Below are 10,846 nucleotides of genomic sequence, written 5' to 3' on the forward strand. Positions count from 1 at the left end.
AAGCCGCGGTACCGTTCGGCATTGGTAGTGCCGAGCCATGCTCGGCAAGGGCCTTGCTCGCAATGCCAACAACCAAAACACAAAAAAGCAGCGACACCAACGTGCCGCCGCTTCTCATCAACCCACACCAATCATCACAAGATATAGCGACTCAGATCCGGGTCCTTCACCAGCTCACCCAGGTGCTTGTCCACATACGCCGGGTCGATCGCAATGCTGTCGCCATCACGGTCCGGCGCCTCATAGCTCAAGGTATCCAGCAAACGCTCCAACACGGTGTGCAGACGACGCGCACCGATATTCTCCTGCCGCTCGTTGACCTGGAACGCGATCTCCGCCAGACGATCCACCGCCTCGGCAGTGAAATTGACCTTGACGCCTTCCGTCGCCAACAGGGCTTCGTACTGCTTGGTCAACGCCGCCTTCGGCTCGGTCAGGATGCGCACGAAATCATTCTTGCTCAGCGCACCCAGTTCAACGCGGATCGGGAAACGACCCTGCAGTTCGGGAATCAGATCGCTCGGCTTGGCCAGATGGAACGCACCGGAAGCAATGAACAGGATGTGGTCGGTCTTCACCGTGCCGTACTTGGTCGACACGTTGGAGCCCTCCACCAGCGGCAGCAGGTCGCGCTGTACGCCTTCGCGTGAGACATCGCCGCCGGACGAACCTGCGTCGCTGCGCTTGGCCACCTTGTCGATCTCGTCGATGAAGACAATGCCATGCTGCTCGCAGGCTTCAATTGCGGCCGTGCGGATATCGTCTTCGTTGACCAGCTTGCCGGCCTCCTCCTCGATCAGCAGCGGACGCGCGGCCTTGATGCTCAACGTACGCTTGTTCGACTTGGCACTGCCAAGATTGGCGAACATCGACTTCAGCTGCTGGCCCATTTCCTCCATGCCTGGCGGGGTCATGATGTCCATGCTGACGTTGGCGGCAACATCCAGTTCGATCTCGCGCTCGTCCAGCTCACCGGCGCGCAGCATGCGACGGAACTTGATGCGGGTTTCGTTATCGGCAGCCGACGGCTCATTGCGCGCCGCTTCCGGGTCGAAGCCAATGCCGACGCTGCGACGCGGCAGCAAGGCATCAAGAATGCGGTCTTCGGCCTTCTCTTCGGCCTGGGTGCGCACGCGCACCTTGGCCTGCTCGCGGTACAGCTTGACCGCGGTATCGGCCAGGTCACGGATGATCTGCTCGACGTCCTTGCCGACGTAGCCGACCTCGGTGAAACGGGTAGCTTCGACCTTGACGAACGGCGCATTGGCCAGCGTGGCCAGGCGACGCGCGATTTCGGTCTTGCCGACGCCGGTGGGGCCGATCATCAGGATGTTCTTCGGCATCACTTCGTTGCGCAGCTCGACGGGCAGCTGCATGCGGCGCCAGCGGTTGCGCAGCGCGATGGCGACCGCGCGCTTGGCGTCGTGCTGGCCGACGATATGACGGTCCAGCTCCTGCACGATCTCGCGCGGCGTCATGGTGGCGGAGGAAACTTCGATCTTATGGCTCATGGGGTACTCGCGGTTGATGGCCGAAGAGCTCAGAGCTCTTCCACCACGACGTTGGTGTTGGTGTAGATGCAGATGCCGCCGGCGATGTTGATCGCCTCGGTGGCCACGCCACGTGCATCCAGATCGGTGTGCTTGAGCAAAGCTCGCGCCGCGCTGAGCGCGTAGGAACCGCCGGAGCCAATCGCGATGATGCCGTCCTCCGGCTCGATCACATCGCCGGTGCCGCTGATGATCAGCGAGGTCTCGCTGTCGGCAACGGCCAACAGGGCTTCGAGCTTGCCGTAGCGGCGATCGGTGCGCCAATCCTTGGCCAGCTCCACCGCAGCGCGGGTCAGCTGGCCGTGCTTTTCAAGCTTGGCTTCAAACAGCTCGAACAGGGTGAAGGCATCCGCGGCTGCACCGGCAAAGCCCGCCAGCACCTGGCCATCGCGACCAAGCCGGCGCACCTTGCGCGCATTGCCCTTCATCACCGTATGGCCCAGGGTGACCTGACCATCGCCAGCAATCGCCACATGCTCGCCGCGACGCACGCAGCAGATGGTGGTGGCATGAAACACGTTCGGGTTCTGACTGGGGTCCATACGGCCTCCGGAATACTGTTCACCGGTAATGGGGCCGGTCAGCGTCGCGATCAAGCCTCCGCCCGCCAGCGACAGCCACCATTCAGAAAACCGACGCCTCATGTAGTGCCGAGCCATGCTCGGCAGAGGCCTTCCAAGCAATCCAACCGATCACCTCGCAGGAGCGGCGCAAGCCGCGAAGCCGACACCACTGGAGCCGCAAGAGAGCCCGTGACCTGACAAACCGCGAGCTTCGCGGCTCATGCCGCTCCTACAACTTCTTCTCCAGCGCCGCCCTTCCCGGCCGCCCCGGCTCCGGTTCGATTCCCCACGCCAGATACCAATCCTCACCCTGCAGCTCCGCCGGGTGCTGCGTGCGCCCCGAGCCATTGCCGCAGGCCAGCGCATCAGTGGCGCAATAGCGGTCACAGCCCCAGCAGATCCGCTCGGGGTGTTTGGGGTTCAACGGAAAAGGTTTGGCCATCGCGACGCCCTCCACGCTTGGAGGACAACCATGCGCCGCGCACGCAACAGGTGCACTGACATGGATCAAGCCACCCTCCACCATGTAGTGCCAAGCCCTGCCCCGCAGGGCCTCCCCTCGCATGCAACACCTGCCAGGAGCGGCGCTGACCGCGAAGCCTGCGGTTGCCGGGATAGCAGGTACTCGGGCGACGCCACTGACGTCGGCTTGCGGCTTGCGCCGTTGCTGCGAACGCGCCGGCGCCTGTGGCCGCCGCTATGCTGCCGCCCAGCCGCCGCCCGCAGTCGGATTGCTCAACGGCACCGTATCGCCCGGTGCAGAACGAACCACGGCAGCGATGGAAGCGGACAACCAACTGAACAGCTGATCGAACTGCTGGCCTTTCAAGGTCAACGGCGCGCGCACCGATACCTGTCGTAGTGCCTGCATGTCCGCTCCCTCCACGCCTACCGCGAAGAACTGGAAATCCTTGTTGGCCTCACCGTCCCTGATACCTTCAGCAGCCCGCTGGCAATCATCGCTGGGCGCTCCCGCACTGATCAGGAACAGCCACGGCCGGTAGTAGCTGAGCCCCCGGTCGTTGTAGGTCTCCTTGCGCTCACGGATCAGCGCCAATCCCTGCTCGATCGCCGCCCCCATGGGCGCATCCGCGGCGGTGAGCAGGAACGGGGGATAGAAGCTCTGCGCCGCCACGAAATCGGTCGCCGTGCGTACCGGGCCGTAGCTGACGATTCCAATGTCAACGCGCTTTGCCGTCTCCGGATCGGCATACAAGGCCTGCTTGAACTGCATGAGCGCGGCGTTGAGCCGATCAATGCGCTCACGCCCCATTGCCTCTGAGGTATCCAACAGCAACAACACGGCACAACGACTTTCCTGCGCACCCACAGAACCGCCAACAGCTTGCCCGGATCCATAGCCCATATCGGAATCTCCTTATTCGTCGGCCCAGTCTAGTCGCAAACCCCAGCCGGACAACACGCAGTGCCGGGCCATCCTGCACAGGAGGGTTCCAGCAACCATCCATCCCCTTGCAAGCCTGTCGCCAACTGCAACGCCATCACCCTATCCGTCAGCAAGGTACCTTCGCCGTTTCGCCGCGTGCAGTGCAGCGCGCAGGAGCAGGGGACCAAACGCTTGCCCGCCACCGCGCTCACACCCGGTCCGCGCGGCAGGAATAGCAACCATAACGGGCAAAATGCAGGTGCACATAAGCCACGCCCGGATCATCGAAGGCCTGCTGCAAACCGGCGCCGACATCGATACCTTCGCAGACCTCGGCAAACCGGATCCGATCATCGGCGTCGTAGGCACGCCAGGAAACAAGACGCCGCTGCACCTGGGTTGGCACCTCGTTGACGCGCAGTTTCGCGGGCCCGGCCCCACGCCGTACGAAAACGGGGCCGCTGGCACGATACGGCGAGTCCGCCGGTTGGTGCTGAAACGGAAGCAACAACAGCTCCTCGCCCACCTGCGCATCGGCCAGGCTCACCCGGCAGGGGAAGCCCGATGTCCCGGTCGCGATGACGCGCACAATCTGGCGTGCGCCAAGCGCCGCATCATCAAGCTCAAAAAGCCCAGCGAAAAGTTCAGGATCCAACCCGCGCAGCTGAAAGGACGCCATGGTGCATCTCGGTGATTGAAGGCCCGCAGCATCGCATCGCCTGCAATCCAGGGCTCGCCATCATCGGACCTGTCATCCGCCAATGCGTCCGCGCAGCGATGACTATTCCGCGCGCACCAGCGCGAACCAGCGATAGAGCAGGTAAATCACCACCGCCGCCGCGGGCAGCAGGCTGATCCACAACGGCAATTCGGCCGCGAAGAACATCGCCGCGAAGCAGGCAAAGCCGAGGATCGACAGCAGCAAGGCCCAGATATCGAACAGCACCACGTCTGCAGCATCCCTGCCAAGGGACTTCGTCGGTAGATTCCTGCCCGAACGCTGCCTGCGCAGCACCCATATATCCGTCACGAAATCCACAACGCCCTCTATCAACCCGCCAAGCAAGCCAGACATGGGGAACCTTGGTAGCCCTGATGAATACGCGGATAGTCACAGCGGACCCTGATGCCGTCAAGCGACGCGCTTGCCTGGCGCCAACCAACAACAGCTTCCCCGTGCATTCGCGTGAAGCCAAACTCACCACCGCCCAATCAAGACGCGCTGGCAGACCGCGGCCAGCGCTCCGGCAAAGCTCCCCAATGTCAGGTATCACCGGGCCTGCGGGGCACCAGCTCCTGGGCCAGGCCGATCAGGATTTCCTCCACACCACGGATGTAGCACAGCCGGTAGGTATCCTCGTAGTTGACTACCTGATCAACCACCGAAGCCCCAAGCTTGCTGAGCCGGGCAAGGGTCTGGTCGATGTCCTCAACCGCGAACATGATGCGCAGATAGCCCAACGAGTTCACTGGTGCAGCACGGTGATCGGCAGCGATGGCCGGAGCGTGGAAACATGAGAGTTCCAGCCTGCCATGCCCGTCAGGCGTACGCATCATGGCGATCTCGACACGCTGGTCGCGCACACCGGTGACGCGCCCAGCCCACTCACCTTCGATCGGCATGCGCCCTTCCAGGATCAGGCCGAGTTCTGTGAAGAACTCGATGGCGGCATCCAGGTTCTCGACCACGATGCCAACGTTGTCCATGCGCTTGACCGGCATGCGAACTCCTCGGTGGCAGAAACCAGCGTTGATCGACGACGCGTAGCAACCCGGCTGCGACGCAACGCGAGCCTACACCCTGAGCAAGGACGCCTGACAATTTCTGCATCGCCGCGCGGGAGCCCGGTAAGGCCACCGGCTTCTCCTTGCAGCGGGGCAGCAGCACCTATGAAGCGACGCGACAGGAGTAGGACGACGCTGGCGGAACGTCGATCGCGAGCACGGCCGCCCGGCCTTGTTGGCATCGCGCAGGACTATTGAAAGAAATCCCTGCAGCCTTCAAACCTGACTCGGACCCTGGTTTTCTTTACCCTGTGCGCGTTCTGTCGTGAGGCTTGCCGTGGATTCCTTCAACCTGATGCGTGCCTTCCGGCGGATTGTCGAGCGTGCCAGCCTGGCGCGTGCGGCCGAGGACCTCGGCATGTCAGCGGCGGGCTTGAGCAAGCAGCTGCGTGCGCTGGAAGCGCATCTGGGCGTGGTGCTGCTGCAGCGGACCACGCGCCGCATGAGCCTGACCGATACCGGTCAGGCCTATTACCTGGAGTGCTGCCGCCTGCTTGATGAGTTGGATGCGCTGGAACGCGGCATCGCCCAGCAAAGCGGTGAAGTCAGCGGGCGGCTGCGGGTCAATGCACCGCTTTCGTTCGCGTTGAGCACGCTGTCGCCGTTGCTGCCACGGTTCCTGGCCGAGCACCCGCAGCTGGCATTGGACCTGGTGATGGAAGACCGGGTGGTGGACGCCGTCGGCGAAGGCTTCGATGTCTCGCTGCGGATACGCGCCGAGTTGCACGACTCCAGCCTGGTCGCACGCCGCCTGGCCTCGTTGCAGCAGGTGCTGTGCGCTGCGCCCGCCTATCTTCAGCAGCATCCAGCCCCGACCACGGTAGCGCAGCTGGGCGAGCACGCATTGCTGGCCTACAGCTTGTCCGATTCGCCCGGCAGCTGGCCGCTGCACAGCCCCGATGGGCAGGTGACGGTAACCCAGCCGACCCGCGTCAGCGCCAACAACAGCCTGCTGCTGCGCGAGTTGCTGGTGGCCGGCACCGGCATCGGCGCACTGCCCTCCTTCCTGGCCGCGCCCGCCCTGGCCAGCGGCCAGCTGCAGCAGGTGCTGCCGGATCATCACTACCCGCAGCGCATCGTCTACGCGGTCTACCCGACCCAACGCCACCTGCAGCCCAAGGTGCGCGCCTTCATCGACTTCCTGCACGCCGCCCTGCCCCGCTGCGCCGGCCTGGATTGCTGACGCCCAGCGAATACTGAGCTGCCCGGCAGCCGCTGTTTCGCGCTGCGACGGCTACCTAAGCTGCGTTCTCCCGCTGAGCCGGGCCTGATGTCGGCGCGCTGCCCTTACCAGCAACGCGACCGACAGCCGACGCATTGCGCGCGATGGCCCTGTTGCAACGCGGAGACCCGTGCACGCCACCGCGTGCCTGTTGCGACGCCATCGCGTCGTTCCCCGCACAGAGCTTTTTTCCGATGAATATCCGCAAATTCACCACTGCACTCGGCCTGCTGCTGGCTGCCACCGCCCTGCCCTCGGCGGCCCACCCTTCAGCCACGGCCGAGTCACTCCGCTCCGGCCAGCAGGTCGGCGTCAGCCCCTGGGGCCCGAACGACGAGATCGGCCGGCTCAACCTGATCACCGAAGCATCACGCGCGGCGATCCTGTCGCGGGTGAGCGGCGGCAAGGTCTACGACCTGGCCACCGATTACTACGTCGGCATGCCGAGCTGGCAGGACGCCGGCGATCCGCATTACCAGTTCTGGATGACCCACACGCCGCAGGGCACGGTGATCGATGACCCGATGGGCGTGGGCGAAACAATGAACATCACCCGCAGCTACACCGGCACCGCATTCTCGATGTACAGCCACACCGGCACGCATATCGACGCGCTCAACCACTTCGGCATCCACGGCAAGATCTGGAACGGCTTCGAGGCCAGCAAGCACCTCGGTGATCGCGGCTGGAAGGTCACCGGCATCGAGAAGTTCCCACCGCTGGTTGCCCGCGGCATCCTGATCGACGTCGCCGGCGCCAAGGGCGTGGACATGCTGCCAGACAGCTACCGCGTCACCCGCCAGGACCTGCAGGATGCACTGCGCCGACAAAAGGTCAGCCTGCAGCAAGGCGACATCGTGCTGATCCGCACCGGACGCATGCAGCTGTTCAACCAGCCCAAGGCCTATATGGCCAACCCGCCGGGCATGGGCCTGGATGCTGCACGTTTCCTGGTCGAGGACGGCGGCGCGATGATCGTGGGCGCCGACAACCTCAGCTTCGAGACCTTCCCCTCGGAAGTGGCCGACGACTACGTCCCGCTGCACACCTACCTGCTGGCCCAGCAAGGCGCACCGATCATCGAGCTGATCGCGCTGGACGAACTGGCCCGCGACAAGGTCTACGAGTTCGCCTTCATCGGCGGCCCACTGAAGATCCGCGGCGGTGACGCAGCCCCGCTACGTCCGATAGCGTTGCCAGTCCGATAACGTCCCGCTGCATTTGTGGGAGCGGCGTAAGCCGCGAAGCAAAAACACCACCAGCACAACCCGCTGCCAAACACCCAACACAACAAGCTTCGCGCCTTGCACCTTACCTCCCACAAATCCCCCTCTTGCTGACAACACCCCACCCAAGCGCTAAGTTGCCCTCTGGAACAGGGGGTTCGCATGGGACGCAGAACAAAACAATCTCCTATCGGCACATTGGCAACCACGCCGTGGCCAGTAGGCATCCTCGCAGGGATCATCGGCTTCATCCTGGTGCGCTACGGCATCCAATGGTTCCTGTCCCTTCAAGGCGGCATGCTGGCGCAAGCCTTTGCCCAACAATCCAGTCCTGTCTTCGCGCCGCTGGCATGGGTGCTGCTCGTAATCTGTTGGATCGCCGCCCTGGGCTCCTACCTCAATGCCCGCAAGCGCCGCCGCTTCCTGGACACACGCACCACGCTCGAAAGCCTGGCGGCCGGCGGCTGGCGCCAGTTCGAGCAACTCGTAGGCGAAGCATTCCGCCGCCAGGGCTATGCGGTGGAAGAAACCGGACTGGGCGGCCCCGATGGCGGCATCGACCTCATCCTGCGCAAGGACGGCCGACGCACGCTGGTGCAATGCAAACAGTGGAAGCGCCAACAGGTTGGCGTCAGCGTGGTGCGCGAGATGGCGGGGCTTCTTGCACACCATCAAGCGCAGGCAGTGAAGATCGTCTGCATCGGCAGCTATACCTCGGACGCGGAGGCATTCGCCAGAGGAAAGCCCATTGAACTGATCAGTGGAGAGCGGTTTCTGGAGATGATCCAGGCCGCGCAGCAAACGGGTGCGCCACGGCGTCAGCCAGATCAACGTAACGAGCCGACATGGACACAGCCGCCAGCGGACACCTCCCCGCAACGCCATGCATGCCCACGTTGTGGAAGTGCGCTCGTGCAACGGACCAACAGACGCACCGGCGAGGGCTTCCTTGGGTGCAGCCAGTTCCCAAAGTGCAGAGGCGGCAGCTAAGGGCTGCAGCTTCCACTGTTCCCCCGAAGCCACGAGTGGCCATCAACCGATCCGTGGAGCGGCCTGGTCACTGGCCCACAGCCAGAAGGTGCTTCCCCAATCACTGCCCGCGATTTCAGGGAACAATTCTCCCTGTTTGAAATAGCGGCGCGAGCCTTGCGCAGGCGTATACCACCACCCGCTAACAGGTACCGCCTTTCAGGCAGGCACCCGGTCTGGGCGAAGATCAACGTTCGAGGCGCCGGAGTACGTGCCATCGATCTCCTCAAACTCGCCTTCGACCACCTCTACGAAATACCATTCGCTTGGGCGATCTTCAAAGCATTCTGAGGCCACGAAGGAATTGGCGATATGGGCCTTATCTGCAGTTATGTATGACCAGTCGTAGGGGGTCATCGCGCGATTTCTATCCAGAATCTCGTACAGCCCCGCACTGTCGCCCCAAAGGCCAGCCCTGCCAATTTGCTGGGCAACGCGTCGGCCGAACTCGTTGAGGCTACTGGCTCCTATCAACTCGCCGCGGCCTCCCGTCCACGCAAACTGCAACGCGCCATACGGACCGTCTTCCGGCAAGTAAACGCCAGTGCGCGGTGGAGGCAGATCCGTGAAAGCGACGATGTCCTTGCGCACGCGGAACCGTGGAATCCTGTGAGCGTCCACAAGTCCTTCATTCCAAACTATCCAGAACCAGAAATCATCCAGTCCACCGAGCCGATCCGTAATCGAACTAATGAGCCCTGCGTAGCTGAAAACCGAGGCGGCCTCTTCCTTGAATGCACTCTCCTGATCTGGAGTAGCCCAGGTCATGTGATGACCGTACTCCTCAAGCATGCGAGCACACTGGTTCTCACCCGCAGTCCTATACACCTCACTGGCCCTGAGTCCGATGGCGCCCACAACACCCTCTCGGAACTCGATCAATGCAGGAAAGGCATGGGCCGAAAAGTGAGCGGAGGCGTCTAGTTGTTGCCAGTTCGCCACTGCCAACCCTAGCGAATCGAAAGGTGTTCGCTCGTCCAGGAAACCGTTAGCCATGGCAATGAGCCTGTCGATCCTTCGCAGCAAGCCCAGTAGGTACTCATTCGAGGTGAAGTGATATAGCAGGGCTGCTTGACGTTTGTGCCACGAGTCCAAAATTAATCGTAGTCATGCACTTCTGCCTAGCTATCCAACCCCAAACTAAAAGTTCTATGGCCCACAACTGAGGACGGAAGCACGCAATTAGTCACATTGATTCCTAGCGCCCCGCACCTGCCAACCATCACCGGTAACATGCAAATCCAGCTGGAGCGTGCATACATCATTGCTAACTTGAAGTATCGCTGCATCAGATTTTGAAATAGAAATCTTTACAAATTCCGCATAAAAACCAGAGGATACGATCAGCTGCGCCATGTCGTCGGGCGATGCGATAACCGCCTCCCTGTCTAGCGGTCCCTCTTGGGCAGGAAAGCTCTCTGTAACGTAACTGATCGGCGAGATGATGAACTTCTTCATTTCCCTCTGATCCTCTTCGATTGCTCCGCGTGGACACGTCGCCAAGGAAGCCAGTGCCCACAAAGCTTCAGGATTGGAAGCGCTTGAGAATATCTCAGATTTAAGCTTGTCTCGCGCCTGCGCCAAACAAGGTGTATCTACTGAATGTTCATGTGCCGAATCAGGCGAAGGCGACGCATGACAGCCTTGCACTGAGAGCGTCAGCATAGCAGCGACAACAACAAATATAGCAATATTATTTTTCATCTAGATCCAATGCTGACACATGTAGATGATGCCGGTGAGTTGTATCCGTGCTTGCCCTTATCCAAGGATCAGCCTTGAAGCCACTGAGATTCTTGGAGTCACCAAACACAAACCCTTCAAATGCTAAATAGAGGGCAGATCTACTGCGATTATTCTCATGCACATGGAATTTTCGAATTTCCTGACCCTGAGCTGTGCGATCATCAAAGTCATCGACAAAGACAACATCTAACGCTATACCCATTCGATGCAGTATCGATCCAAGCATCGGACGCCATGTACTGCTTAAGGTCAACTCATCAACACCAGATTTCCACGCGGCCTCCGACGTCCCCCCGGCCTGAGTAGAGGTCGGGTTTAGAGTCCGGTTTTGATCTTAT

Annotated in this window: 12 protein-coding genes; 3 read left to right on the forward strand and 9 right to left on the reverse strand. The window is 61.7% G+C overall.

All coding sequences use genetic code 11. From position 1 onward, the window contains the following. Positions 1 to 134: 134 nt before the first annotated feature. The 7 genes from hslU to RT131_RS19390 all read right to left on the reverse strand — a co-directional run bounded on the left by hslU (position 135) and on the right by RT131_RS19390 (position 5,222). A complete protein-coding gene (gene hslU, locus RT131_RS19360; RefSeq protein ID WP_313174610.1) occupies positions 135 to 1,511 on the reverse strand; it encodes an ATP-dependent protease ATPase subunit HslU in 1,377 nt (458 codons plus the stop codon). A 29-nt stretch (positions 1,512 to 1,540) separates the two neighbouring features. Beyond that, positions 1,541 to 2,092, reverse strand: coding sequence for an ATP-dependent protease subunit HslV (hslV, locus tag RT131_RS19365; protein ID WP_313174612.1), 552 nt, complete (start codon positions 2,090 to 2,092; stop codon positions 1,541 to 1,543). 250 nt (positions 2,093 to 2,342) lie between these two features. After that, positions 2,343 to 2,555, reverse strand: a complete 213-nt coding sequence (locus tag RT131_RS19370; RefSeq protein ID WP_313174614.1) for a DUF3079 domain-containing protein — start codon at positions 2,553 to 2,555, stop codon at positions 2,343 to 2,345. 255 nt (positions 2,556 to 2,810) lie between these two features. Beyond that, the gene (locus RT131_RS19375) at positions 2,811 to 3,416 is read right to left on the reverse strand and encodes a VWA domain-containing protein (RefSeq protein WP_313174616.1); all 606 of its coding nucleotides are present in this window, start codon (positions 3,414 to 3,416) and stop codon (positions 2,811 to 2,813) included. Positions 3,417 to 3,708: 292 nt separating this feature from the next. Beyond that, a complete protein-coding gene (locus tag RT131_RS19380; protein WP_313174617.1) occupies positions 3,709 to 4,179 on the reverse strand; it encodes a DUF1203 domain-containing protein in 471 nt (156 codons plus the stop codon). Between the two features lie 102 nt (positions 4,180 to 4,281). Then, positions 4,282 to 4,575: a hypothetical protein gene (locus tag RT131_RS19385; protein ID WP_313174618.1), complete on the reverse strand. Its 294-nt coding sequence runs from the start codon at positions 4,573 to 4,575 to the stop codon at positions 4,282 to 4,284. A 188-nt stretch (positions 4,576 to 4,763) separates the two neighbouring features. Continuing rightward, entirely contained in the window at positions 4,764 to 5,222 is a 459-nt protein-coding gene (locus RT131_RS19390) for a VOC family protein (protein WP_313174619.1), read from the reverse strand. Positions 5,223 to 5,562: 340 nt separating this feature from the next. Here RT131_RS19390 and RT131_RS19395 point away from each other — a divergent pair, with 340 nt between their 5' ends. The 3 genes from RT131_RS19395 to RT131_RS19405 all read left to right on the forward strand — a co-directional run bounded on the left by RT131_RS19395 (position 5,563) and on the right by RT131_RS19405 (position 8,723). Then, entirely contained in the window at positions 5,563 to 6,468 is a 906-nt protein-coding gene (locus RT131_RS19395; protein WP_313174621.1) for a LysR family transcriptional regulator, read from the forward strand. 233 nt (positions 6,469 to 6,701) lie between these two features. Beyond that, a complete protein-coding gene (locus tag RT131_RS19400) occupies positions 6,702 to 7,715 on the forward strand; it encodes a cyclase family protein (RefSeq protein ID WP_313174623.1) in 1,014 nt (337 codons plus the stop codon). Positions 7,716 to 7,895: 180 nt separating this feature from the next. Next, positions 7,896 to 8,723, forward strand: a complete 828-nt coding sequence (locus RT131_RS19405; RefSeq protein ID WP_313174624.1) for a restriction endonuclease — start codon at positions 7,896 to 7,898, stop codon at positions 8,721 to 8,723. A 198-nt stretch (positions 8,724 to 8,921) separates the two neighbouring features. Here RT131_RS19405 and RT131_RS19410 read toward each other — a convergent pair whose 3' ends face one another. Together RT131_RS19410 and RT131_RS19415 are read right to left on the reverse strand one after the other, a co-directional pair. After that, positions 8,922 to 9,758, reverse strand: a complete 837-nt coding sequence (locus RT131_RS19410; protein WP_313174625.1) for a hypothetical protein — start codon at positions 9,756 to 9,758, stop codon at positions 8,922 to 8,924. A gap of 186 nt (positions 9,759 to 9,944) precedes the next feature. Beyond that, on the reverse strand, positions 9,945 to 10,466 hold the full coding sequence (locus tag RT131_RS19415) for a hypothetical protein (RefSeq protein WP_313174627.1): 522 nt from the start codon (positions 10,464 to 10,466) through the stop codon (positions 9,945 to 9,947). Positions 10,467 to 10,846 lie beyond the last annotated feature (380 nt).

Origin of the sequence: Stenotrophomonas sp. (assembly GCF_032066555.1) — a bacterium.
Classification (GTDB): Bacteria; Pseudomonadota; Gammaproteobacteria; order Xanthomonadales; family Xanthomonadaceae; genus Stenotrophomonas.

Excerpts from the sequence above, each read along its gene's own strand:
- hslU (WP_313174610.1), bottom strand. The coding sequence starts at position 1,511 with ATGAGCCATAAGATCGAAGTTTCCTCCGCCACCATGACGCCGCGCGAG.
- hslV (WP_313174612.1), bottom strand. The coding sequence starts at position 2,092 with ATGGACCCCAGTCAGAACCCGAACGTGTTTCATGCCACCACCATCTGC.
- RT131_RS19370 (WP_313174614.1), bottom strand. The coding sequence starts at position 2,555 with ATGGCCAAACCTTTTCCGTTGAACCCCAAACACCCCGAGCGGATCTGC.
- RT131_RS19380 (WP_313174617.1), bottom strand. The coding sequence starts at position 4,179 with ATGGCGTCCTTTCAGCTGCGCGGGTTGGATCCTGAACTTTTCGCTGGG.
- RT131_RS19385 (WP_313174618.1), bottom strand. The coding sequence starts at position 4,575 with ATGTCTGGCTTGCTTGGCGGGTTGATAGAGGGCGTTGTGGATTTCGTG.
- RT131_RS19390 (WP_313174619.1), bottom strand. The coding sequence starts at position 5,222 with ATGCCGGTCAAGCGCATGGACAACGTTGGCATCGTGGTCGAGAACCTG.
- RT131_RS19400 (WP_313174623.1), top strand. The coding sequence starts at position 6,702 with ATGAATATCCGCAAATTCACCACTGCACTCGGCCTGCTGCTGGCTGCC.
- RT131_RS19405 (WP_313174624.1), top strand. The coding sequence starts at position 7,896 with ATGGGACGCAGAACAAAACAATCTCCTATCGGCACATTGGCAACCACG.
- RT131_RS19410 (WP_313174625.1), bottom strand. The coding sequence starts at position 9,758 with ATGGCTAACGGTTTCCTGGACGAGCGAACACCTTTCGATTCGCTAGGG.
- RT131_RS19415 (WP_313174627.1), bottom strand. The coding sequence starts at position 10,466 with ATGAAAAATAATATTGCTATATTTGTTGTTGTCGCTGCTATGCTGACG.